The 25,711-nt window shown below is 53.4% G+C and carries 18 protein-coding genes and 1 pseudogene; 13 read left to right on the plus strand and 6 right to left on the minus strand.

What is annotated here, in order from left to right; all coding sequences use genetic code 11:
• Positions 1–147: 147 nt before the first annotated feature.
• Together ABNT34_RS17455 and ABNT34_RS17460 are read right to left on the minus strand one after the other, a co-directional pair.
• Positions 148–1,965, minus strand: a complete 1,818-nt coding sequence (locus tag ABNT34_RS17455) for a ferrous iron transporter B (RefSeq protein WP_348733919.1) — start codon at positions 1,963–1,965, stop codon at positions 148–150.
• A 75-nt stretch (positions 1,966–2,040) separates the two neighbouring features.
• Positions 2,041–2,313, minus strand: a complete 273-nt coding sequence (locus tag ABNT34_RS17460) for a FeoA family protein (protein ID WP_348733921.1) — start codon at positions 2,311–2,313, stop codon at positions 2,041–2,043.
• 329 nt (positions 2,314–2,642) lie between these two features.
• Here ABNT34_RS17460 and ABNT34_RS17465 point away from each other — a divergent pair, with 329 nt between their 5' ends.
• The 3 genes from ABNT34_RS17465 (at position 2,643) to ABNT34_RS17475 (ending at position 6,187) form a co-directional block, all read left to right on the plus strand.
• Entirely contained in the window at positions 2,643–3,350 is a 708-nt protein-coding gene (locus ABNT34_RS17465) for a TorF family putative porin (protein ID WP_348733923.1), read from the plus strand.
• A 27-nt stretch (positions 3,351–3,377) separates the two neighbouring features.
• On the plus strand, positions 3,378–5,492 hold the full coding sequence (locus ABNT34_RS17470) for a methyl-accepting chemotaxis protein (protein ID WP_348733925.1): 2,115 nt from the start codon (positions 3,378–3,380) through the stop codon (positions 5,490–5,492).
• Positions 5,493–5,554: 62 nt separating this feature from the next.
• Complete coding sequence (locus ABNT34_RS17475; RefSeq protein WP_348733927.1) at positions 5,555–6,187, plus strand: ABC transporter C-terminal domain-containing protein; 633 nt, start codon at positions 5,555–5,557, stop codon at positions 6,185–6,187.
• 78 nt (positions 6,188–6,265) lie between these two features.
• On the opposite strand, the gene ABNT34_RS17480 is transcribed toward ABNT34_RS17475, so the two are convergent.
• Positions 6,266–6,862 (minus strand): hypothetical protein, encoded by a 597-nt coding sequence (locus ABNT34_RS17480; RefSeq protein ID WP_348733929.1) that lies wholly within the window; start codon positions 6,860–6,862, stop codon positions 6,266–6,268.
• A 27-nt stretch (positions 6,863–6,889) separates the two neighbouring features.
• Positions 6,890–9,307, minus strand: coding sequence for a collagenase (locus tag ABNT34_RS17485; RefSeq protein WP_348733931.1), 2,418 nt, complete (start codon positions 9,305–9,307; stop codon positions 6,890–6,892).
• Positions 9,308–9,808: 501 nt separating this feature from the next.
• On the opposite strand from ABNT34_RS17485, the gene ABNT34_RS17490 reads away from it, so the two are divergent.
• The 6 genes and pseudogenes from ABNT34_RS17490 (at position 9,809) to ABNT34_RS17515 (ending at position 13,479) form a co-directional block, all read left to right on the plus strand.
• Complete coding sequence (locus ABNT34_RS17490; protein ID WP_348733933.1) at positions 9,809–10,216, plus strand: hypothetical protein; 408 nt, start codon at positions 9,809–9,811, stop codon at positions 10,214–10,216.
• Positions 10,217–10,343: 127 nt separating this feature from the next.
• Positions 10,344–11,050, plus strand: a pseudogene (locus ABNT34_RS17495) (DUF4184 family protein).
• A 26-nt stretch (positions 11,051–11,076) separates the two neighbouring features.
• Positions 11,077–11,553, plus strand: a complete 477-nt coding sequence (locus tag ABNT34_RS17500; protein ID WP_348733935.1) for an ASCH domain-containing protein — start codon at positions 11,077–11,079, stop codon at positions 11,551–11,553.
• Between the two features lie 121 nt (positions 11,554–11,674).
• Positions 11,675–12,130, plus strand: a complete 456-nt coding sequence (locus ABNT34_RS17505) for a hypothetical protein (RefSeq protein WP_348733937.1) — start codon at positions 11,675–11,677, stop codon at positions 12,128–12,130.
• A 42-nt stretch (positions 12,131–12,172) separates the two neighbouring features.
• Positions 12,173–12,625: an SRPBCC domain-containing protein gene (locus tag ABNT34_RS17510; RefSeq protein ID WP_348733939.1), complete on the plus strand. Its 453-nt coding sequence runs from the start codon at positions 12,173–12,175 to the stop codon at positions 12,623–12,625.
• Positions 12,626–12,735: 110 nt separating this feature from the next.
• Positions 12,736–13,479: a hypothetical protein gene (locus ABNT34_RS17515; RefSeq protein ID WP_348733941.1), complete on the plus strand. Its 744-nt coding sequence runs from the start codon at positions 12,736–12,738 to the stop codon at positions 13,477–13,479.
• A 105-nt stretch (positions 13,480–13,584) separates the two neighbouring features.
• On the opposite strand, the gene ABNT34_RS17520 is transcribed toward ABNT34_RS17515, so the two are convergent.
• Together ABNT34_RS17520 and ABNT34_RS17525 are read right to left on the minus strand one after the other, a co-directional pair.
• Entirely contained in the window at positions 13,585–21,498 is a 7,914-nt protein-coding gene (locus tag ABNT34_RS17520) for an Ig-like domain-containing protein (protein ID WP_348733943.1), read from the minus strand.
• Positions 21,499–21,532: 34 nt separating this feature from the next.
• The gene (locus ABNT34_RS17525; RefSeq protein ID WP_348733945.1) at positions 21,533–22,354 is read right to left on the minus strand and encodes a sulfotransferase; all 822 of its coding nucleotides are present in this window, start codon (positions 22,352–22,354) and stop codon (positions 21,533–21,535) included.
• A gap of 409 nt (positions 22,355–22,763) precedes the next feature.
• Between ABNT34_RS17525 and ABNT34_RS17530 the strand changes: the two genes are divergently transcribed.
• The 4 genes from ABNT34_RS17530 to ABNT34_RS17545 all read left to right on the plus strand — a co-directional run bounded on the left by ABNT34_RS17530 (position 22,764) and on the right by ABNT34_RS17545 (position 25,663).
• Positions 22,764–23,060, plus strand: coding sequence for a DUF6172 family protein (locus ABNT34_RS17530; RefSeq protein ID WP_348733947.1), 297 nt, complete (start codon positions 22,764–22,766; stop codon positions 23,058–23,060).
• Between the two features lie 102 nt (positions 23,061–23,162).
• A complete protein-coding gene (locus ABNT34_RS17535) occupies positions 23,163–24,497 on the plus strand; it encodes a DEAD/DEAH box helicase (RefSeq protein WP_348733949.1) in 1,335 nt (444 codons plus the stop codon).
• A gap of 160 nt (positions 24,498–24,657) precedes the next feature.
• Positions 24,658–25,383, plus strand: a complete 726-nt coding sequence (locus tag ABNT34_RS17540) for an SIMPL domain-containing protein (RefSeq protein ID WP_348733951.1) — start codon at positions 24,658–24,660, stop codon at positions 25,381–25,383.
• A gap of 73 nt (positions 25,384–25,456) precedes the next feature.
• A complete protein-coding gene (locus ABNT34_RS17545) occupies positions 25,457–25,663 on the plus strand; it encodes a DUF4287 domain-containing protein (RefSeq protein WP_348733953.1) in 207 nt (68 codons plus the stop codon).
• Positions 25,664–25,711 lie beyond the last annotated feature (48 nt).

The raw sequence follows: 25,711 nt of genomic DNA on the forward strand, positions 1-25,711 counted from the left end.
ATAACCATTATCGCGCAACGTAAATTTTTGAAAAAATACAAAATGCGAGTTATCACATTGATTTCAAAGGAAAGATAATTTTAAAAAGGATGATGATGAAATGAAGGGAGGGCGATTGCCAGTCAGCAATCGCCCATGCGGGAGCATTTACAGCAGATTTGCCGCCAGATAGGCCAGCGCGTAGGCGAGCAGGCCATAACCGACCACCAGCCCTGCGGTGATGCGGTTGCTGCCGGTTTCGGCGCGGATAGTGGCGACTGTGGCGACACATTGCAGCGCCACCACGTAGAACAGCAGCAGGCCAACACCGGCGCCGAGCGCCAGACCGTCAGCCTGAATATTGGCGGCAAGGCCGGCGATGTTCTCGTCCGCGCCATCGATACCAAACAGCGTGCCGAGCGCGCCAACAAAGACTTCACGCGCCAGGAATGACATTAAGATCGCCACGCCATAACGCCAGTCGAGGCCCAGCGGTGCAAACACAGGCTCGATAAAATGGCCGATCTGACCTAAATAAGAGTGCTCCAGACCACCGGCGTCGTGCGGGAAATAGCCGAATAACCAAATCAGCACGGTCACGGCAAAAATCACCGGGCCTGAGCGATAGACAAAGCTTTTTGCTGCACTCATCACCCGTACAATCAATGGTTTCCAGTGCGGCAGCCGGTAGTTTGGCAACTCCAAAATAAACGGCATATCGGATTTTTCGTCGCGGCTTACCACAAAACGCGACAGCATCAGACTGACCAGCAGCGCCACGACAATGCCCATCAGATACAGACCAAAAAACGCTACGCCCTGTAAATTCACCAGGCCACCCAGATAAGCGCGCTCAGGAATAAGCACTGAAATCAACAGCGCATAGACCGGCAAGCGGGCCGAGCAGGCCATCAGCGGAATGGTCATCATGGTTATTAAGCGTTTACGCGGCGACTCGATAGTGCGCGCCGCCATAATGGCCGGAATGGCGCAGGCGTGGCCGGACAGATAAGGGATAAAACTGCGGCCGGATAAACCAAAATAACTCAAAGGCCGGTGGCAAATCAGCGCGGCACGGGCGAGATAACCGCTGTCTTCGAGCAAGCCGATAATCAGCGTCAACATCATAATTTGCGGCACAAACACCAGGAAAGAGCCGACACCGCCAAAAATCGCATCATTGAGAAAATCACTGGTAGCGCCTTCGCCGATAAAACCTGTGACCCAATGCGCGAAGGCGCCAATGCCGGCTTCGACTGCATCCATCAAAGGGGCGGCGAGAGTGAAAATACTCTGGAATAACAGGAACATCACCAGCAAAAAGGCCAGGCCGCCGCTTAAGTTATTCAGCATAAAGCGGTCGATGCGGTTCTGGTTTTTCAGCACCACGCTCGACGCCAGGCCATATGTACGGGCGAGGCTGCGGCTGAACTGACGCAGCGCCTGTTCGTCGCCGTGGTCCAGCGCCGGCACCGCAGGTTCTGCCGCTTGTGCCAGCGCCAGCACGCCCTGACGAAACTCATGGATACCTAATAGGGTTTTGGCAGAAATCGCAAACACCGGGCTGCCCAGTGCCGCACTTAACGCGGCGGTATCGAGCTGATGGCCAAAACGTTGCAGTTCGTCGGCCATATTTAAGGCAAATACCAGCGCTTTTTGGTGGGAACGGGCTAACGCCTGTACCTGCAAACCAAACATCAGGCTACTTTCCAGCCGTGTTGCGTCGAGATTACAAATCACCAGCGCGGTATTTGGGTCTTGCAGGGCTTCTTTGAGTTTATTGACGGCAATTTCTTCGTCGCGCGATAAACTGCTGAGTGAATAAGCGCCCGGATAATCCACCAGTTCAAATTGCTCAAAACGACCGCTTTTCAGCTCAACGGTGACACCGGGATAATTGGCGACTTTCTGTCGTAAACCGGTGAGCTGGTTAAACAACAGGCTCTTACCGGAATTGGGTTTACCTACCAGAACGATTTTTTTCATCAGAAGCCTTTTCTGCAAACGGGGGCCGACTGTCGTGCCGACTCCCGGAGAATGTGAAGGGCGGCGCAGCTGCAGTTACAGCTGCGGCTCGATCAGAATATGTTGGGCGACCTGTTGCTCCAGTGTGTAAACACAATCCTGGATCTGCACCACAACAGGACCGTTAAACGGGCCGCGACCCAAACAGATCAGTGGCTGGCCGGGTTCCAGCCCCATTTCACGCAACCGGTTCAGCACCAGCGGATTTAAGCTGGCTGCCAGCTCAACCACAGACACACAAGCTTTTTTCGGGGCATCCCACAACGTATGGCGGGCAGAAACAGAACCTGCAGGGTTATAAACAGTCATCAGACAACAACTCCCGGCGCGCTAAATGATAATAATTGTCATTGTCGCTAAATTAGCGGGCGAATTCAAATTCAATTTGATCAATGTCGGTGACTGCCACCTGCTGTGAGGCGTATCGCAAGCTTTGATGATCCGGAAAAAGGCTTAGGGTCAAAACACCGGCAATAAACACCTCACCGGCATGGGCGAAAAAACCTGCTATAACTCAATATATTGCCTTCTCTGTGTCGGTGTTTACCGGACCTGAAAACACCTGTTTGCCCTGGACGGCCCACTGGATAAAGCGATGGCGATTACATGTCCGCCGTTGCCCATAAAGAGATGATGTTATGGTTGAATCCAAATCCCCGAAGCGACGCTACGTCGTATTACTCGCCACGTTGATGCTGATGCCCTGCGTATCGCAGGCAGAACTCAGTTCCACAGTGACCCTGACCAGTGATTATTTGTTTAACGGTGTAACCCTGACCGATCATGATCCGGCGCTACAGCCGAGCCTGGACTGGAACAATGGCGCCGGCTTATATGCCGGGTTCTGGGCCTCCAACATTAAGTTTGCCGACGGCACCGATCTGGAAGTAGACGCCACCGTCGGCCACTGGTGGCAACTCAATGCCGACTGGCTGCTGGATGTTGGCATTGCCCAATACACCTACCATGGCTCCGACGGCGCGCAAAGCCGAGGTTTTAATTTCCCGGAAGCCTATCTAAAAATCTCTTATCAAAAAACCAAGTTATCTTATTGGTATGCCTCGGATTATTTCGGCGCTGGCGGTGGCCATTATATCGTCGCGCTCAATCATGCCATCCCGCTCGGCGCGGGTGAGTTGCTGCTGCAGGTCGACCGCTCAACCTCGACTCAAACTGACAAATTTATGCGCGACAATGACGGTACTTATCATCACTGGCGGCTGGGTTATCAGCAATCTGCCTTCGGCCTGAACTGGATTTTGGCCTTTGATGATACCGACCTGGAGTTACCGGTGCTGGGTGATGCCCGGCTGTCGCTCAGTGTCAGTAAAACTTTTCCGTGGTAATGGCGGTTTTTTTTCTCGAGGTCTTTTATGCAGATCGATTCATTACGTTTTAAATTAAGCGCCGGTATGGCGGTGCTGATCACGCTGGTGGTGTCATTGCTGACCGGACTTGGCTGGTTTTCCAGTAAATCCAATAACGAAGCGGCGATCCGGCTGCTGAATCAGTCGTTACAGCAACAGGCCGAAGCGACGCTGAACGATGCCGCCGGTGGTATTGCTGAAGAAACCTCGGCGCTGATTAACCGCAATTTTGATTTGGCCCGCTCGCTGTCAGCTTTGCTCAGCAGTACCGCGCATGGCAGCGGTGACACACCTTACAGCCGCGAGCGGGTGCAGCAGCAGGCCGGTGCTTTGCTGCGCAGCAACGAGGCCATCAGCGCACTCTATGCCCAGTTTGAAGCCAATGGTTATGACCAGCTAGACAGCCAATATGATGGCTCTGTGGTGCACAGCTCAAAACAAGGCACTATGGAAATTTATTGGGTGCGCGACGGCCAGAATGTGAAGTTTGTCCAGGTGCCGGACCCGGCGGTCAAATATATCGAAACCCGCAATCAATACGGCGTGCGTGAAGCAGAATGGTATCTGTGTAGCCGCGACAGCCTGAAACCTTGCCTGATGGAACCTTATTTATGGGAGATAGCGCCGGGCAATTCGGTGCTGTTAACCTCGCTGGTGTATCCGGTGGTGACCGGCGGTACTTTCCGTGGTGTGGCCGGAGTGGATATGAATCTGCCGGTGTTGCAGGAACTGGTGGAGCGACAGGCGGCGCAGCTGTATGGCGGTCAGGTCAAACTGTATCTGCTGAGTAAATATGGCCTGGTGCTGGCCAGTAACGTGCTGGCCAAAGATCTCGGCAAAGCCTTGCCTGATTTAGACAAAGGCCTGCATCAACATTTGCAGCAGCATAAAGGCGAGCTGGCGGTGTATCAGGATGATTTAGTGGTAAGCCGGCCGTTACGGGTCGACGCGGCCAGTGCTGACTGGCAAGTAGTAGTAGCGGTGCCGCGCTCTGTCGCGCTGGCGGCCGCCCGGCAGCTGGAGCAGCAGCTCAATGACGCCGCCGATGTCACTTCCGGCCGCATGCTGATGTTAGGCCTGGCGCTGTTATTTGCCGGTGTGCTGGTCATCGCGCTCTGGTTAAAACGCGCGGTTGCACCCGTGATGCAGATGGGCCAGCTGATGCAGGAGCTGGCGGGTGCCGAAGGTGATTTAACCCGGCAACTGCAAAGCGACAAAGCACTGGAGCTGCGGCTGATGGCGGAAGGTTTTAATGCTTTTACCGCCAAACTGCGGCAGATGATTAGCGCGCTGAAACAATCTTCGGTGGCGCTGCAGGCGCAATCGGCGCAGCTGGTGAATATCGGCGACCAGACCAATAACGCCACCCATTTACAGGCTGCTGAAGTGCAAAGTGTGGCTTCCGCCATGCATGAAATGACGGCTACTGCGCATGAAGTGGCGAATCTGGCAAGCCGCACCGCCGAAGGCGCACAGTCCAGCCTGCAGGCGCTGCAGCAGGCCAATCAGCTGTTCCGTACTACGGTGTCCGCCTTTGAAGCCGTTGCTGGCGAGTTTGAACAAACCCGCCAGGCGGTGCAGTCGGTGTCGCAGAGCAGCCAGCAAATCAATGGCATTATCGAAGTGATCCAGGCCATCGCCGAACAAACCAATTTGCTGGCGCTCAATGCCGCCATCGAAGCGGCGCGGGCTGGCGAGCAGGGCCGTGGTTTTGCTGTGGTGGCCGACGAAGTGCGCTCTTTGGCGGCGCGCACCCACAGCTCGACCGATGAGATCAAAAAACTCATTCATGATTTGCAGCAACAAGTGGCCGGCACCGTCAGCCAAATCACCGCCAATACCAATAAAGTCAGCACCACGCTGCAGGAAGCTGAAACTTCCTACAGCCAACTGTCGGCAGCGACCAGCGGCATTTCGGCCATTGCCGACAACGCCTTTCAGGTCGCAGCGGCCGCGGAACAACAAAATCAGGTCAGCGAAGAGATTAACCGTAATATCACGGCGATTGACGACGCGACCCGGCAACTGGAGCAGCTGTCTGGCGAAAATCTGCAGATCAGCCGGCAAATCGGCAATATCACCGACGATATCAACGGCCAGCTGGGCCGGTTACGTAACTAACAGTTTTTCGGTACGGCTTTTGCAAATTCCGCCTCAGGCACTTTTACCTGAGGCGGGTCATCATGTCACTGCAACTCCAGGCCGCAGCCACGCTGTGGCCATCCACCACCGGGGTTTCCGGCAATCTCAACGCACTGCAACAATCTGCCGGCGACGGGGCAGAAAATGGCAATGACCTTGCCGGTGAATTTGCCGCCGCGATGCAACAATCACAAGCGGTGCAACAGCAACTACGCAGTGCGCCGGCTGAAGCAGAGCAGGCCGAAACCGGTGTCGCGGTGCCGGGGCAGGGTAGCCAAACTGTGGGCGGCAGCAGCCAGACTAATGGTGCCGGCAGCAAAGGCGCAGGCGACGACGCCAAAAATGATCCCAACAGCGAACAAGCGCAAAAATTTCTTGATGGTTTGATGGAACAGTTGCTGGCCAACCGGTTGGGGATCAATAAAAAAGAAATGGACCGGCTGAAGGAGAAAATTGCTGAGCTGGAGTTAAAACGCAAAGAGCTGGCGGATCAGATGAATAAAGGTGGCAATGACCAGAACTTGGGCAGCGCCATCCGGCAAATCGACCAGCAAATCACCGCATTGGAAAAACAACTGCAACAGCTGGTGCGTGAAAATGAGCTGAGTAAAAACAATCCGGACGACGACAAACGCCGGGAATGGTCGGCACAGAGTTTGGGCCAGTCGGTTTAACTTGTCGGATACATGAGCGCATTGACGTCTGAGAGGCAGACTGCAACAGGCGCCGGCCCGTTGCAGTCTGTAGTCAGGTTATTGTGCAGTTGTGCGACGTGGCCGCACCAGCAATAACAAAGCCCCACACATCAGCAACAACGGTGCCGGTGCCGGCACTGTGGCGTTGTCAGTCACGCTGAAACTGCTGCCAATCCAGTCGGCGCCTTCCAGCTCGCCACCGGCGGTCAGGAACCCCAGATACGCCGGGTCCAGATTCAGGCTGAATAAACCAGTGCCGCTGGCTTTAAACTGAATAGTCGCCAGAATAAAACTGCCGTTTTGCTGGGCAGCTAAAGTTGCCAGTGCAGCAGCCCAGTCGGCATATTCTTCCAGCGCCAGCCGGCCTGAGCTGTGGTCCGAGAACTGATAAGACCCCAAACCATCATCAAAGCCGCCGCCAAAGCTGAAGTTTTGCAGCGACAACTGCCCCGGCTGATACTGCAGCGCCAGGAAGAAGCCGGTCAGCACGTCGCTGAACGCACTGGCTTTGAGCGTGGCGGTGATCAGTTCGCCGCTTTGATAGCTGCTTTTATTGGTTTCAATCTGGATCACACCGGCCTGTGCCGTGCTGCACAGGCAACAAGCGCTGGCAGCCAGTAACAGGCCATTTAATAAATTTTTGATTTTATTCATGATATTACTTCTCTTTAATTATTTGTTTTAACCGGCAATAGCACAGCGGGCGCGGTCACAGAGTTTGCTCATGGCCGTGACATCACGCTGGTCGATTTTTTTGTCGCCGTTAAAATCTAAGTCCATGGTTAAGTTGGTTTTGGTCCGCAGGCGCTGGTTAAACAGGTCGATGTCGCGGCTGTCGATGGCGCCGTTTTTATCTAAATCCGCCGGGCGGAATTGGCTGCAGTTACCCTGGCCTGCCACCAGACAATCCAGCCATTGATTGAAACCCGCGTCAAAGCTGGTGCCCCAACGGGTCAGGATGTCCTGATAAGGCGTGTGCGGTGGTAATTCAGGTTCAGCGGTTTTTTGCTGACCACAGGTCCAGACCCAGTAGCCCGAGCCCCAGGCGCTGTCGTCATAGAGCCAGCTCCAGTTGTTAGCAATCGCAATTGGTTTTTCCTGCCAGCCCCATGGCAAAGTGCAAGGTGCGGTGGAAATCACATATTTAGCGGCCCGTAACGACGGCAGCAGCGGGTCGTTGATTTCAGCGCGCTGACGTTCAAACATGTAACGCACGGCCAGATAACCCCAGTGATAAGTGCGGCTGGTGTTGCTGTTGGCGTAAGTGGTCTGGAACAGCTGGCTGAGCTGGTAAGTTTTTTGTGGTGCTGCGGCCAGCGCATTGGCGTTGGTCGGTGGCTGCGACAGATATTCGGCCAGGCCTTCACCCCACCAGACTGAGTTTTCCGGCTGGTCGCTGAAGCTGCCCCACTGATTAAAACGGGCGTCGAGGTAGTGGATATATTCGTGCTCTAAGTTCCACACCACAAAAGCCGGCTGCAGCCAGGTGGCCTGATAGGCGATAAAACGCGCCTGATTGTCCGGGTCGGATGGGGTGCCTTCGAGGTACATACCGCCATTATTGGTATTAATATCAAAGAATTGACCAGCGTAGTTCTGATAGTCGGTGGAGGATTTAAAGATCACCATTTCCAGATCTTCGTTCTGGTCATTTGCTACCGGCTTGTCGCTTTGGGTACCAAAAGTCTGATGGAACAGCTGTTCTTCCGCCCCGAGTTTGCTACAGATCTGGCTTAAATTCGCCGCGCTGATACTGCCCTGATAACGCAATTTTAACGTGTCGCTACACTGATGTTTGCCGGAAAGTACAGTGTCTTCCAGATTAAAAGCACAGGCGTTGCCGTACAAAGCGCAGTTGGCGCTGTCGTAGGCTTTGACCATGCCCTGCGCATTAACCCAGGCCTGCGAGCCGGTGCCGCCATAGCTGTAAGTACTCAGAATCTGCTGCAGCGCCGGACGTACCGTCGCAGCCACAGTGCCACCGAGTTTCAGCAGCCGGCCGAGTTCAGACACCGCATCATTCAGTTGATATTCCCGGGTATGACCGAGCAGCCACTGGCCGTCCGTCAGCACAAAATCACGCAGCCGGGTGACGATTTGCGGCTGCTGCGCCAATAAAGTTTGCAGCTCAGTGCTGCCCTGATTCACCGCATTAAAATAATGCGTCAGCAGCTGGGTCATGCCGTTTTCTTCATAGGCGATGCCCCAGTTATTGGCGCGGTTGACACTGCTGGCATAACCGCTGATGGCTTCGCTGATACGCGGTAAAAACTGCAACGTTTCAGTGCCTGAGCTGTTGATTAAAATCAGCATTTCGTAGCGCAGCATAAAGTTACGCGACGTCATACCGTCAAACTGCACAAAATGCGCGCCGTTGACATATTGGCGCAGCGCCTGTTCTAACTGAGTTTTGTAGGCGCTCTGGAACACCCGGCCAGTGCCGGATTGCGCCCAGTGCATGGCCCGTAAATAAGTCACCAGCTTTTCCAGCACGGCAGCACCTGAGGCGTCTGAACCATCAAAACCGGCCAGTTTGCTGTTGATAGCGCTGGCGACGGTCAAAATTTTCTGGTCGCTGAAATGCGCAGTGCCGACATAAGCCACGTTGTACAGCTGATACAAACAGCTGGTCAGGCTGCTGTTGCTGATGGCGTCGATCAGTGCCTGGTCCTGCAGCGGCAGCAAATCAGCCGGACTGCTGCAGCCAGCGGCTTGCAGAGTGGGTTCGTCCTGGGTCAAAACGTTGCTGGTTTGGCTGTCCACGGAAGGTTTTGCGGCAGTCTGGTCTGCGGTTAAAAACGCCTGCTGCGCCGCGGTTTGCCATTTCGCCGACAAGGTCACGCCATGCTGCTGCGCATAAATCTGCGCCTGGGTTTTCTCAAATTCTGCCGGCGACATCAGCCGTGGCTGTTGCGGCGCCAGCAAAGTGCCGGGGGTTTTGGTAGTCGCAGGCGAGGTTTGTTGTTGTGCCAAACGTTGCTGCAGATGCTGTTGCTGTAAATCCTGATCCAGCTGCCCCGGATGCGACAAATTCACATCCTGCGCCATAACCAGACCACTGCCGAGCAAAAGCGACAGTGCCAGAGGTTGAAGTTTCATTGCTGATGTTCCTGTTTTGTTATGTATCGTTATCTTTGTGTGACCTGCGCAGGCTGATTTAACTTAGCATAAAGGATATTGTATACAATATCCTTTATTGAGTTTATTTTGCGCACAGCTTTGGGTTTTTAAGATGAATTGGTTATAAAAGCAGCGGGGTTGGGGTGTGTGGAAGTCGTGTAGGTACGCGCGAGCGAAGCGTCGCCGTACATGGGCTCACGGCAAACTGTGGAATACGTTCACCGCTGCCGTAAGGAGCCACAAATTAGCCAATCAATCCTGTCGCGGCAGTTTTTTATAACTGCGTAAATGAGAAGTAACCAACGAACTCTGTGTTTTGTTCCCCACTTTGAATCAGCAGTTCAATCAATATCAGGTACAAGCGCTTGAGAGCCTAAGATTTTTACGGTAGCGTGAGGTTATCTAAAGAAAAATCGAGGATGCCCCACGTTTAATAGCGAGGAGCATCCCTTTGATGAAGTTGTGGGCGGCAGGCGAAGCATGGATGAACAAACCAATACAATTGTCGGGCTTATTCTAGCGGTAATTATGGGAATAATTACATGGGTAACTATTTCAAAAAGAGAACGACAGCTCGACGATCCAAATGACGATAGTGTTGTTTACCTCGACCAACTAATAGCAACATCAACACTACAAAGAGGTGGAAAGTATCTTTTGCGGGTGTTTCGGCAAAGTGGCAACTTGCAAAAAGATGACCAAGTATTTGACACATATGAAGCTGCAATCCAGACAGCCATTTCCACTTTTAAACGTGCAAAAATTGAATACGCGTTTATCACAAAGAACACAAATGTAGAGTTCTTTTTTCGTCGTCCTTATCACCATCACGGTGGTAGCGCGGAAGGTAAAAAAGTAGGCAGTGTGGAAATTTATAAAATCGAGTAGCCTGCGGCTAACAAACGCATTAGATCGCTCGCAAGCTCGCTGGGGCTGCGACACTTAGGCTCTATCATTTCGCTTCTAATTTTTGCCTAAATATCATTGTCCTTTATGCGGAAATAAGCAAACAACCATGCCATTTACCCTCTCACACGCCATAGCGGCTTACCCAGTACATTATCTGACCCGCAGAAAAATCCCGGTGATGCCTGTGGTGATTGGCAGTATGTCGCCGGATTTTCCCTATTTGTTGTTTATGACGCCGGTGCATGCGCCAGGGCATTCAATCTCTGGTGTTTGGATTTATTGTTTATTGCCGGCGTTGTTGATGCTTGCCCTGTGGTATCGGTGGCTGGAAAAACCTATTTTGAATTTGCTGGCGCTGCCTCGCACCCAAGTATCGTGGAATATTCGCGAGGCCCTGCTCGTGATCCTCGGCATACTGCTTGGTGCTTATAGCCATGTGCTGTGGGATGCCACCAGTCACAGTTATGGCTTTTTGTGCAAAACAGTAAGTTTTGGCACACCGAGTTGTTTAGCTTGCCGCTGTATAAGCTGAATCAATATGGCAGTGGTCTGTTGGGTCTGGCGGGGCTTATTTTATGGTATGCAAAACTGAAAACAAAAAACCAGCAAGTGGTTGAATCAGCTCACTTAAAACTGGCGTTTCTCATCTACACCTTATGTGTTTTGTTTTTTGTGCTGACGGCGAATTTGCTGCACGATGCTGCCGGCTTGTCGTATGTTGTGGTGCGCTCGGCGATTGGCTTGATAAACGGCATAGCCATTGGCAGTGTGATTTATGCATTCTGCGTGTGTCGGAAGTCGCATACAGTCTGAACACAACTTTACCCGAGGTCACAACCATGCCATCACCAATGGACCCGATAGTACAACAGTTCTGGGACGCATTTAAGGCGACTAGGACCGATGATGTCGACGCACGTTTTTTTGAGGTCTGCGTGTTTGATGACAACGAGCCGAGTGCCAATCATTTAGCTGATTTGGTGGTGCGCGGCATCAAGCGTGCCACGGCCGGACTGGTCTGGTCGTTTGAGGCGGCCAATCAAGCGGTGCCAAAACCGGGCGACCTCAGTGTGGTCACCACCTGGGATGGTCAGCCGGTCTGTGTGATTGAAACCACGCAGGTGGATATCACGCCATTTGGCGAGGTCACAGCGGAATTTGCCGCCGCCGAAGGCGAAGGGGATGGTTCGCTGCAGTACTGGCGTGAGGTGCACACGGCGTATTACGCCAGAGAGTGCGCCCGCATCGGCCGGGTCGCCGGCCCCACAATGCCGGTTGCCTGTGAGCGGTTTAAAGTGGTTTATGCTCTTTCCTGAGCGGGCTGCCTGAGCAGGTTGAATCAGTGCGCTATCCTGCGCATAGCGCCCTGACCAACAGCATCAATCAAAACACCGTTCGGTGCTTAGCCACAACGGTAGAATGGAAAAGGAAAGCTCCATGCAAACCAAGCCGAATAAATACCTGCTCGCGGCAGCCTTTTGCTGTGGCCTCGCGGCTTTAGCACACGCCGGTTGTATGCTGTTTGGTGCGGCTTGGTACCGGTTTTTGGGTGCTGGTGAGCAGATGGCGCAGCTGGCTGAACAGGGGCACTGGTATCCAATCGTTGTGACTGGTGCTATCACCTTCATCTTGTTGCTGTGGGCTTGTTATGCGCTGTCTGCTGCCGGTGTGATGCGGCGCTTAGCGCTGACGCGGTTGGCGTTAGTGCTCATTAGCAGTATCTTGTTGCTGCGGGGTCTGGCCTTTGCCTGGTTGATGCCGCTGTTTCCTGAGAATAGCCTGTTGTTCTGGCTGGTCAGCTCCGGTATTTGCCTGTTGATGGGCGCGTTGTTTGCGGTCGGTAGCTGGCAACAGTGGCCGAAACTTAGCGCCAAACCAGCAGCGCTAGCCTGAATTTTTAAGCTAAGGCCTGAACCATCATCACGGAGCCTGACCATGCCTAAAACCAACACTAATGAAGCCAACACTTTCACTACCAGCCGCAGGTTGCCATTTCCGGCGTCGGCGATATACAGCGCTTTTGCCCGTGCGGAACAACTGGCCACCTGGTGGGGGCCGGCCGGTTTCATTAACCACTTTGAGCTGTTTGAATTTACCGCCGGCGGGCGCTGGCATTTTGTCATGCAGGGGCCCGATGGCCAGCAGTATCCGAATCAGAGTTTTTTTGCTGAACTTGAAGCCAACCGCAAAATCGTTATTCGCCATGACTGCGCGCCGTTTTTCACCCTAACAGTCGAACTGACACCGCTGGAAGCAGACACTGTGCTGCGCTGGCAGCAGGTGTTTGATGATGCTGATATTGCGCAGGCGGTACGACATATTGTGGAGCCTGCCAATGAGCAGAATCTGGACCGGCTGATGCAGCTGCTGAGTGCCGCGGGCGGATAAGCCATCATCACAGTGACGCGTTTAAACCCGCATCAGCAGCGCAATAATCTGCCGAAATGCGCTACTTAATCTGTTAAGCTCGGATTTTCTCCGGACAAACTCCTGAACCTATGCCAGCCGACATTTATCAGCAGTTGTGGCAACAATTCTGTGCCGCCTTATCGACGCAACAACTGGAAACCGACGCTTTAACGAACGACCCGGCCGACGATCGGCGCGGTGTCACGGCGCTGGCGTTTTTGCAAAAAAACAGTCCGGCGGCTTGTCTGGAAGTGCAGCACTTCCAGCAGCAACTGGCGGTGTTAGAGCCTGACCAATATCTGCAGCCGGCCGCAGAGCTGCATCTGACGGTGCTGTCGATCATTTCCTGTATCAGCGGTTTTACCCTGCAGCAGATAGACGCAGCGGCTTATATTCAGGTGTTTCAGCAGGTGCTGGCGGAGCTTCACCAGGAGATCCGGCAGCAAAAAGTAGCGCCAATCCACATTGAACTGCGCGGTGTTACCGCATCCGCGTCCTGTATTTTGCTGCAGGGTTTTGCCCAAGGCGAGGGGCTCAGCCGCTTGCGCGATAAACTACGTTTGGCTTTTGCCGAAAGTGGCCTGCGGCAGAGCATCGACAGCCGTTACCGTCAGCAAAGCGCGCATCTGACGTTATGTCGCTTCACCCAGCCGCTGCAGCAGCCGCAAGCCGTGCTGGCGCTGTGCCAGCAATATCGCGATTATCATTTTGGCATGCTGCCACTGCAGCAAATAGAACTGGTGTTTAACAACTGGTATCTGCACGGTGCCATCACCCGGCCGTTAGCAGTGGCACAGTCGCCGGCTTCGCCACAGAGCCCGGCGCCAGAGTAGTACTTCCTCCGCTAATCTCCACTAACGTCGGCCAATCACTGAGTATGTTCCGGCAGAAAAAAAGGGCGGTTTACACCGCCCTTTGTTTTTTCAAATGATTACCGATTAAAAATCGTATCGCGCACTCATTAACCAGCTGCTGATGTTATTCGCATCCAGCCATTGTTGCTGATACCCAAGGCCCGCTTGCCAGTTGGTGCTCAGGCGATAGTTCAGCTGCATGCCGGCAAACCAGTCGGTGCCATCCTGTTTCGAGGTTAAGCTGGTACTGCCCATAGTGCTGCTGACTTCATGCTCCCAGTTGATGATGCCAACCGGTACGTCCAGGCTCCACTGGTCGTGTTGCCACGGCATAAAACGCGCCGCGACAGTCCAGCCTTCGGTTAAGACCGGGCTCACGGTCTTCACCAGTGCGTGATATTGCTGCGGTGTCAGGCTGTCAGCGCGGATTTGGCTGCTGGCTTCGCCGGAATCCTGATATCCCAGTTCCAGCGCCGCATAGCTATTGAGCTGATAACCGAGGCTCAGGCCAAAAGCCTGGTCGCTGTCATCAAAAGCGCTAATGCTGCCACTCGGTAACTGCGCTGCCAACTGGTGCTGTTTTGCGTCGGTACTGCTAAATCCGGCGAACGCTTGCAGGTACCAGTTTGTACTGTTGTTGGCCGCACTGTTGCTGTCAGCGCTATGACTGGCTGCGCTGTACGACAATAACAGCAGCGCTGTGGCGGCAACGGCTGAACGCCGGCGCGTCAGCAGCACTGCGCCGAGCGCCAGCAGCATCCAGCCTGTCATGCTACCGCCGCTGGACTTGTTATCGACCACTACGCTCTGATACGCCGTCACTGTTACCGTCACGGCAGATGTTGCGGTATCGCCGGTGTTGTCCCTGACTGTATAGCTGATGGTGTCGACACCACTAAAGCCAGCTTTGGGGGTGTAGCGCAGGCGTTGATCGGCTTCGATAGTGACTGTCCCTTGCTGTGCACTGGCAGCACTGACTTTCAGCGCATCGCCATCGGCATCGGTGTCGTTTTTCAACACATCGATGAGGATTGGGCTTCTGTCGTCAGTAGCAGCGCTGTCCTGCACCGCTATTGGCGCAGTATTGCTGAACACTGTGACTATCAGTTCGCTGCTCGCCGTGCCGCCTTTGCCGTCGGTAATACTGTAAATCACGGTATCAATGCCGACGAAATCAGCGTTCGGTTTGTAGCTTAATTTCTGGTCGGCCAGGATGGTGACAGTGCCAAAGCTGCTGGTGGCCTGAGATACTGTCAACTTATCGCCGTCCGCATCAGTATCATTCACCAGAACGTTGACATCGATACTGCTGTCTTTTCTGACCGATGCCTGATCTTTAACCGCCACCGGTAATTTATTCCCGTTCAGTGCTACCGCGACACCACCCGGGTCGACAATCGCACTGTTGGCAATACCGTCAGCATCGTTCGGGCCACCGTCTTCAACCCGGACCTGCACACACCAATGGCCTTCAGTTAAGCCGGCGCTCCATTCTGTGCCACCTGGCGGCGGACAGAAGCCACGCTCACCGGCCGCGCTGGACACTGAGTTGCGTTCATTGCTGACAAAATCGACCCAGCGCGTCAGGTCATTGTACTTGCGATAGACCGCATTGGCAGGCACTGGCAGGCGCTGTGGGATCACCAGACTATAGCTCTTGCCTTGTTCCGGTAAGCCATAGGCGATGAAGTCGTAGATCCCGCCGATATTGACGGCAGCTTTATCGGTTTCTACCGCATCTTTCGCAATCTGCAAGCCACCTGCATCGGTGGATGCCGCGACAGTGCCAAGCCGTAAACAGACACCTGGATCCCCTTCGGCGACAAACTGAGTTTGCCCCAGTAACTCGGTTGGCATCACGTTACATTCGTTGATGGCATCCTGATAATCCGGAATACCATCACTGTCTGAGTCGGCAAAACCTTCCTGATTATCCGGAATTAAATCACCGTCGCTGTCGGTGGTGCCGAGTGCCGGCAGGGCAGGCCGGACCACGACAAAGACCTGTGAGGTCGCCGACAGGTTTGGTGTACCGGTGTCCGTTGCCGTATAGCTGATTTGATACAGCCCCGGACTTTGTTGGGCCGGGTCAAAACTGAATTGGCTTGAGTCTGCGCTGGTATTTTGCAGGGTTCCGCCATTCCAGATACCGCTCAGCTGGTCTTGCGGATTGCTGTCGGTCACAGTCGCAGTCACAGTCACCACGCCGTCGGCGGCACTGACAGTCAGACGGTTTTCGGCTTTTTGCTGCACATTGAGTGACACCACAGGGGCGACATTGGTTTCACTCAGCACGATCCGGGTGCTGCGCTTACTGCCACGGTTGACACTGCTGTCCAGCGTTATCACGATGTCTTCAGACGCATCCGCCACGCCGTCTTCCAGCACATTAAAGCGAATGGTTGTGGACAGTCCGGCACTGATTTCCGCCACACCTGATATCAGCGTGTGATCGTTGCCACCAGCGCTGCCGCTGACGTTATAAGGCACTGTCACCGGATAAACCGGCGCCGGGCCGTTTAAAATCAGCTGGATTTCGACTTCATTGCCTTCGGTCACCAGCTGATCTTTGCTCAGCGACACCAATGGATTGACCCGCACTTTTTGCGCTTTGGTAGCGGTATTGCCATCGGCATCCGTTGCTTGCCAGTAAACGATATGCTCGCCCGGGGCAAAGAACAGACTGCCGTTGACCAGGGACACCCGCAAACGCCGGCCGTTGCGGTCAACCGCAGTGGCTGTACCAAGCTGAACGCGGGTATACAGCGCTGTTGCATTGATGCTGATATCGGCCGGCACTGTAATGACCGGCAGATTGTTGGCATCGCCGCCGACGATGGTCAGGCTGACATCGGCAGTACCACGACCACCTTTGCCGTCTGTTGCTGTGTAGCGCAGGCTGACAGGGCCCGAGTACAGTTCTGGCACAGTCAGAGTTACGCCTTGGGCATTAAAGCTGACAGTACCGACTGAGCTTGAGGCACCGTCGATACTTAAGGTGTCACCGTCTAGGTCGGTGTCATTGGCTAACACTGCCAGTTGGTATTGGTTATTGGCCGTGCGTTGCAGGTTAAAGCTGTCAGCAACAACCACTGGGTTATCGTTGACTGCTGTCACGGTCAGGCTGATGGTCGCCGGGTTTGAACTTAAGGCGGCATCTTTTGCCACAAAGCCGATTTTATCGGTGCCGTTGAAGTTTTCTGCCGGTGTGTAGGTCAGTGTTGCGCCTTGCAACGTCACACTGCCGTGCGCCGGTTGCGACACGATTTCATAAGTCAACGGGTCCTGATTAGCATCCTGTGCAGTCAGCGTCAGCGTCAATGTTGTGTCTTCTTCCAGCGTCGCTGCGCTGTCAGAAGCGACAGGTGCGACATTTTTGGCTTTCACCGTCAGATTAAACGCCGGCAGACTGGCACTCGCTTTGCCATCGGTCACGCTGATGACGATGCCAGAGGTCACGCCAATGTCAGTTGTTGCCGGTGTACCGCTTAGCTGGCCTGTGGCAGTGTTGAAGCTGGCCCAGGCCGGTTTATTGCTGATGCTAAAGCTTAGGGTATCTGCAGTATCCGCATCACTTGCCAGAGGCGTAAAGCTGTAGAGGGCGTCTGTATCCACTGTGCTTGCCGGTGTGCCACTGATGACTGGCAGCTGATTCGCTTGCAGGACTGTCAAATTAAACGCAGACAGACTGGCACTGACCACGCCGTCACTGACACTAATGACGATACCGTTGGTCGTGCCAATGTCCGTTGCGCCTGGTGTGCCGGATAAAGCCCCTGTACTGGTTGAGAAGCTGGCCCAGGCCGGTTTGTTGCTGATACTAAAGGTCAGCGTGTCGCCATCGACATCATTGGCGCTTGGCACAAAGCTATAGCCTGAGCCCTCGATGACTGTGGTCTCTGGTGAGCCGCCGATGGTCGGTGCTGAGTTTGGCACTTCGGGCGTGACAGCATTTGATGCTGCTGACGCAGTACTGGTACCGGCCGAGTTGGTCGCCGTCACTGTGAAGGTATAAGCAGTCCCATTGGTGAGTCCGTTGACTGTCAATGGTGAAGCGCTCCCTGTCGCAGTTGCGCCACCAGGGCTTGCGGTCACGGTGTATGCGGTAATAGCCGCGCCACCGCTGCTGGCTGGTGCAGTGAAGCTGACCGTTGCTGAGGCATTTCCGGCCGTTGCAGTACCAATAGCCGGCGCGCCAGGGATCACCGCATTGACGGCGAAGCTGCGGCTGACCTGAGTCGCAGCTAAATAGCTGGCATTGCCCGCCTGGTCGGCATTGATGGTACAAGTGCCTGCAGTGACAAAAGTCAGAGCCCCACCCGAAGTGACGGTACAGACTGAAGTGGTCGACGAGGTAAAGGTCACGGTCAGGCCTGTGGCATCCGTGGTTGCCGTTAACGTCGGTGTAGTGCCGAAGTTTTGCGCACCAGGATTAGCAAAGGTAATGGTCTGGGCGGCAGCTGGTGTAACTGAATTAGATGAACTCGATGCCGGGCCAGTTCCTGCGGAGTTATCCGCAGTCACGCTAAAGGTATACGGCTGACCATTGGTTAAGCCCGTGATGACGATTGGCGACCCGGCACCATTGACCGGCGCGACGTCTGCCGGACTCACAGTGACGGTATAACCGGTAATAGTAGTGCCGCCGGTATTGGTTGGTGCGACAAAAGCCACACTCGCCTGTGTATCGCCGGCAGTGGCGACAACACCGGTCGGAGCGCCAGCAACTATGGCATTGACCGTGAAGCTACGGCTGATTTGAGTCGCCGCCAGATAACTGCTGTCGCCGGCCTGATCGGCATTGATGGTACAAGTCCCGACTGTGATAAAGGTCAGCACCCCTTGGCTGGTGACGGTACAGACGCCGGTGGTCGAGGATGTAAAGGTTACATCAAGCCCCGATGTTGCTGAGGCGCCACCATTGACGACCCGTAAATCCGGTGAAGTGCCAAAGTTCTGTGACCCGGGATTGGCAAAAGTAATAGTTTGTGGAGCTGCCGGTGTCACTGCATTGGATGCGGTGGATGCGCCGCTGGTACCGGCGGTGTTGGCTGCGGTCACGGTAAAGGTGTAGGAAACACCATTAGTCAGGCCTGTGACTGTAATAGGGGAGCCCGCTCCGGTTCCGGTTGCACCACCGGGGTTGGCGGTCACTGTGTAGCCGCTGATATTGGCCCCGCCATTGCTGGCTGATGCAGTAAATGTGACCGTTGCCTGCTGGTCGCCAGCCGTTGCACTGCCAATAACCGGCGTATCCGGCACTATTGCATTGACGCTAAAACTACGCGTTATAGTCGTCGCCGCATTGGTTGCCGCATCACCGGCCTGGTCTGCATCAATAGTACAAGTTCCGGCCGTGACGAAGCTCAGGGCGCCACCAGAGGTGATAGTACAAACGCCTGTTGTTGACGAGCTGAAACTGACGGTAAGGCCTGAGTCTGACGTTGCGGTCAGTGTTGGCGTCGCGCCAAAGTTATAGCTGCTGGGTTGCGCAAAGGTAATGGCCTGATCAGCCTTGGGCGTGACCGAATTAGAAGCGCCGGATGCAGAACCTGTGCCTATCGCATTGGCCGCCGTCACACTGAAGGTATAGGCGGTGCCATTGGTCAAAGAACCCACAGTAATAGTACAAGCGGTTGGCCCGGCACAATTGCCGGTTGCACCGCCAGGGCTTGCTGTTGCCGTGTAAGTGGTAATAGCTGAGCCGCCGTTATTGCCAGGGGCAGTAAAGGTGACTGAAGCCTGCGCATTGCCTGCGGTTGCGGTGCCGATAGTCGGCGCGTCCGGCGCCGTTGGTACTGCTACTGTATGAGTTGCTCCGATGTTATAAGACGGAATGCTGTTACCGGCATCATCCGTCACATTGGTTGAGCCATTGAGATTTACTTTGATGGTGCCATTGCCGCTGATACTGGCGATATTCACATCAACACTGGAGCCGGATGAGCCAGATACACTGGCAATACTCCCGGTCGCACTGCCCGTTCCGGCTAAAGTGAAATCGTCGGTCGAGAGATTGCCGACTGCTTCATCGAAGGTGACCGTAAACGCCATACTGGTGTCGCTGGCGGCTGGCGAGCCGCTGACTAAGATGCTGCTGACGCCTGGAGCATTATTGTCCACAGTCGCATTGCTGGAGTCCGCAGTGCTGGTTGTGTTGCCAGCATTGTCGGTCGCACTGACCGTCACGTTGCGGTTTGTGGCGTCGATGGCACCCGAGACAATGGTATAAGAGGCTGTCCAGGTACCACTACTGTTGGTCGCAGCTACGGCTGCACCGCCACCGAAGTCGGTGAAGTTTACAGTGACTGCACTGATGGTATCGGAATTGTTATCGCCGCCTGCGGTATTGTTCCAGGTCGCCGTCACAGTGTCGCCAATCTTGTAGGCCCCAGACAGACCAGTCGCACCGCTGATATTGATCTGACCGTCTGTCACGGTCGGCGCAATACTGTCGACCGTCGCATTGGTCGTATCTGCAACTGTGGTGCTGCCGGCGGAATTTGTTGCCGTTACACTGACATTGCGGCTGGTGGTATCGATAGCTCCGGCGGTGATGGTGTATGTTGCCGTCCAGGTATTACTGCTGTTAGTGGCGACAACTGCCGAGCCACCGCCAAATTGGGAGAAATCAACTGTTGCCCCGGTGATCCCGGAGTTATTGTCCCCACCGGCTGTATTATTCCAGGTTGCAGTCACGGTATCGCCAATTTTGTAGGCGCCACCGGTTCCGGAAGCTCCGGAAATACTGATGCGGGAATCCGACACAATAGGTACTGGTGCCAGCGCACCAGTGATCGTAAAGTTGCGGAATTCAAGATACGGTTTGGTGTTAAAACTACCTGAGATATCAAAAATCAGCTTGAAGGCTTTGATCTTTACACCGGAAAAATTAGTTAACTGCCCGGCACCAAAGCTAAAAGTTTCATTGGCAGCGCCAGTCCCATTGATGGTGCTGGAGGTAATAGTGCTGTTGTCGGGTTTGATGCCCACGATGCGTACATTCGTGAATTCGCCTGTCAGATATTCACCTGCCACCAGACCAGTTAATTCAAAAGAACCTGTGTTAGTCCCGTCGGCGGCAACATGGAAGTAAGTACCTGTTACCGAATTGTCGTATCCGTTTTGCAGATAGGCCGCAAAAGGTGGTGCTGCATAAATACTGAGATTGGTGATGGGGCTACCACCACTATCAAAACCTTTCACGACAAAATCGGTTGATGTCAGACTAATGTTGTTATCAACCCAACCACTCTGAAATGTTTTTGTGCCATTTGAGGCCACCAGCACCGCCGAATAATCTTTCAGAGCTTTGGCCGAAAACGCCAGTTCAGAATTGATGTGGCCGCGCTGGATTTCTAAATCCCAGTCTGCGCCTTGTGCCAGATTACCGGTTAAATCGTCCGATGCCGCCACATCCAGGTGGGTGTTGTGCTGGATAATATCCAGCAGTTCTTCACCCGCGTCATTCGCTGCTAAATCGCAGCCGTACAACAGTAAATCACCGCCTTGACGCACAGCGCCATTGAGTGCGGCAAACATTTCCACTTCAGTTTTTAGCGTTTCTGCAGCGATAGCTGAGTTGCCAAGTTGCAACTGGCCAGCTTGCGCGTGCGACACAATATGCACCGCCGCCAGGTTTTTATAATTGGCTAAAATGGCTTTGAGTTGGCTGAGTCCCGCAGCAGAAGATGAGATTTCAACAATATCCACACCGGGTTTTAGCGCGCGGTAAAATTGTTGTTTATCCGGGACTGCCGCATCTAGAACAACTAATTCGTGTGTCACTGTGGCTGACAGAATGTCCAGCTCACCTGCGCTTGCGACTGCAACATCACGCTCGATCTTTTTGCTGGCAGTTGGTTTTTCCAACGTTCCCGCACTATTGAGATTGGCACTGAGATAAGAACGTGTGTAACCCGATGATTGGGCGGGACCACAATACAGTCCCAGCGGCATCAGCAGAGATGACAGCCCTAGCAGTATTTTGTTAGCCATAATGGTTTAATGTCCTTCAGTGAGACAGCAGTCGTTAGGTCTTTTTGCTGGCAATAATATGAGCGGCCGTTCCGGTAGCATCCTGCCAAAAATCCATGTCCTGGTACTTCACAAATAAGTCGGGCGGCAAAATGCTGCGCCGGGCTTTAAACTCTACTTTTTTCCTGACCTGGTGCAGGCCTTTAACCCCAAGCTGTTGATCAAACTCGCTTTCGTTGTAGTCCACCTGGTCAAAATCATGGGCAAACAAAGGCTCGCCTATAAACTGATAAATCAGTTCAATGGTGCGGGCCGGTTTTTGCGTCAGCAGGTCGTAATCAACCAGCAATAAACGGTCGGAAAACTCACCGTAGTAGGCTTCTTTTAATGCGGTCCAGGCACTGCCGACAGCGCCGTTGGTGTTGATTAAGGATTCGCAGCGGCTGTACACGGTTTGCCGGGTGGCGGGATTGAACATCCGGCTGTAGTCAAAAGGATTTTTCCGGTAAATTTTTTCGAAACTATCCATCACCCAGGCCGGGTTGCGTACACAGCAGATCACTTTAAAATCATCGAATAATTCCACCAGCTGATGCAGCCGTGCAGTCCAGTTGCGGTTGGTGTCAAAAATGACCGGCTGCGGTGTATCGCTGTAATAAGCCTGAATTAGCGCTTTGGAAATGGCTTTGCGTTTATGTTCGTCAAAGAAGGTATAGGATTCGCTGTTTGCGCCCATCTGCTCCAGCGCGCCATTAACCAGCGCGGCCACCGGACTACTGATCGAGGCATGAAACTTTGGATTCTGCCGCAGAATGCCAGACAACAATGTTGAACCAGAGCGGGGTAATCCTGAAATAAAGTGGTACTTCTGCGTCACATCCAAATCCCTTGACAGCTTATGTAATGGAGCTTTTGAAGCCTGGTTCGTCGTAAAAATCTAAGCTGCAAACAACATCCCGCAATCTAGACAAAAATAAGCTCTGACCCATTTTAGGTGCAAAGTGAAGTATTCGCCTTATTTATGGAGGTATGACTGATGATTAATGTTTTTTCAATCTCTTTAAGATGTTTGTACGCGAGATGACGGCAAACGGCAGATGGAGTCTATCTCAGCCAAACACCACAGAAACAACAGCAGGGATTGTGGCTATACGGGTTGGATAGTCAAAATGCTGCGCTTATGCCGGCCAACGCAGATTTAGGCGGCCAAGGTACGCCCTTGCGTGTACAATAGGAGGTTCAGGCTTTGCGCCTTTATTATTGATTGCCCCTCTGTAGGAACTCCGATGAAAAAAAATTTCTCCTTCACGCACCCAAAAATTCAACCGGCCCGTGTAGCTGACGCCGTCAAACACGAAATCAAAAAATACTTAAACCGCGAACGGCGTAAACAATTGCCGGCCGGCATGGATTACTGGACTTTTGATTGCCGCTTTGGCGCGACTGAAGATGCTGCAGAAAAAATCTTCACTTCGGAAATTAACAAGCGTATTGATGCGGCGCTGGAACAGCAACTGGCTGGTTTTTATGTCGAAATTCTGGCGCGGGCTTGCCAGCATCAACCGCGTGACGCGGCTGAATAACGCAGCCAAATTGGACAAAATGCAAACAATGCTCTGCGTCGGGGCGAAAATGCTGTATATTCCGCCGCTCTTTTTTGACTGTCGCTTTCCACCGAGGTTTTTATGCAATTTTCATCTTTAGATTTGGCTGTCGACTTACATCGGGGCCTGGTGGACTGTGGTTACAGCGAAATGACGCCGGTACAGGCGCAGGCCATAGTGCCGGCGCGTCGTGGTAAAGACTTACAGGTCACAGCCCAGACCGGCACCGGCAAAACCGCCGCTTTTGCCGTGCCTGTGCTGCAGCGTATGCTTGATACGCCAAAAGCCACCGCAGAAAAACGCCCGCGCACGTTAATTCTGACGCCAACGCGCGAGCTGGCCGAACAAATCGCCGACAACATTCAGGCTTATGCCAAATATCTGCCATTTAAAGCCACAGCGCTGTACGGCGGTGTCAAACTGGGTGGCCAGGCCGCCAAACTCAATGCCGGCGTCGATATCGTGATCAGTACCCCAGGCCGCCTGTTAGAGCATCTGACGCTTGGCAATGTAATTTTATCTGACGTCGAATTTGTTGTGCTGGACGAAGCCGACCGCATGCTCGATATGGGTTTTAGCGCCGACGTGCTGAAATTACTGCAACTGACGGCAAACAAACGCCAGACCATGTTGTTTTCTGCCACCACGTCACCGGCGGTGAACGAGTTGTCGCACAAAATCCTGCGTAACCACCAGCAAATCAAAGTAACTAAGGTCAACAGCACCGCCGACACTGTGCACCATGTGGTGTATGAAGTGGAAGAAAGCCGCAAAATCGAATTGTTTGAACAGCTGCTCGAAGAGCAAAACTGGTTCCAGGTGCTGGTGTTCACCAGTACCAAAGAGCAGGCTGACAAGCTGCTGGCGGGATTGCAGCAACGCAGCATTAATGCCGCGGTTTGCCACGGCGATAAAAGTCAGGGCGCCCGCCGCCGTGCTATCGCTGATTTTAAATCGGCCAAACTGCAGGTGTTAATTGCCACAGAAGTGGCGGCGCGGGGCCTCGATATTCAGGGCCTGGATTATGTGGTCAACTTTAATTTGCCGTATTTGCCAGAAGATTATGTTCACCGCATTGGCCGCACCGGCCGCGCCGGCGCTGCGGGTAACGCCATCTCTTTTGTCAGCCGCGAAGAAGAGCTGACCTTAGAGCGCATCCAAAAGCTCATCGGCAGCAAAATCAGCCGCATCGTCAAACCAGGCTTTGAAGTCAGCAACCGCGGCTCTTTGCTGAAGAGTATTTCGAAGAAAGTGGTGACAGGCCGCGCCAACAAAGCCAGCGAAACCGTGATTGCGCTGGGACATGCCGAGAAACCAAAAGCGCCACGTCGCGCCAAACCTGCACCAACAGCACCTATCGGTGGGAAAAAGCCTTCGGCAAAACCGCAAGTGGGCAGAAAGCAGGGTTCGCGTTAAGTCTTTACTATGTTTTGTATGCTTTGAGCAAGGCCGCCATTGGGCGGCTTTGTTTTTTCTCCGCGGCTCATGGCTTTTAAAATCAGAGTTGCAACTTTGTAAGCCGGGCCTTGTCAGTGCATAAGGCCAGACTGGCCAGATTTTTACAGGACTTTATTTTATGAAATTTTATTTTGCGTTAGTCATGGCGCTGTGCGCATTTTTTAGCAGCGCTTCGACCTTACCGGATTTCCCTTTTGTCGCCGTCACAGGTCAAAGCAGCAAACAAGTGGCACCGGATAGTGCCAAGCTGAGTTTCCGGGTTACTACCTTTCATCAAAGCAGTGAAGTGGCCAATGCACAGCTGACGCAGTCCGCCAATAAAGTGTTGGCGCTGTTAAAAGCTAGTGGTATTGCTGACAAACAAATCACTGCATTTGAGCTGGATAAGTCTGAAAAGCGTAAGCGTGATGACAATTACAATGAGCTGGAGATTTTGGGTTATGACCTGAACCGGCGTTTTGAGGTCGAAATCAGCGATTTAACCAAGTATCCGGCGCTGATGCAGCAGCTGTACGCCACAGATTATGTGCATGAACTCAGTACCAGCTTTGATACCAGCACGCGTGACGAAGTCGAAACTGCACTGATTGGTGCAGCGGCCGCTCAGGCGAAGAAAAAAGCCGAACAAATGGCCGAAGGCCTGGGCGTAAAAATCCACAGTGTTTTTGCCTTTAACGACAACGGCTCTTTTGACCGGTTTTTTGCTACTTTTGCTGCCGGCGAGAGTGGCATGGTCAGCAGCGCTATGATGGCTGACCGGTCGGCTGGAGTGCAGCAGGTGTTTATCCCGCAATCCATCGAAATCTCCAAAACCGTTAATGTGATTTATAAAATTACGCCTTGAGTTGTGGAGCAAGGCGCTATCATCGTTTGTCAGCTGACATTGATATGAGTCTGGAGCAGGAGTGCAATTGATCATGAACGAAAAAGTAAAAGGACCAGCGTCGTATTTTCCATCGATTGAACAAAAATATGGCCAGCCGATCAGTCATTGGCTGACGCTGGTGGCCGGTTTATCGCCGATGAAGCATATGGAAATCGTCGCATTGCTCAAAACCGAACATGGTTTGGGCCACGGTCACGCCAATGCGATTGTGGCTTATGTGCTGGCAGGCAAAGCATAATCAGAGTGCTGGCGGCCGTGTGTTGATGCTGTTTTAAGCCGGAGATGT

Source organism: Rheinheimera texasensis, from assembly GCF_964031785.1.
GTDB lineage: Bacteria > Pseudomonadota > Gammaproteobacteria > Enterobacterales > Alteromonadaceae > Pararheinheimera > Pararheinheimera texasensis_A.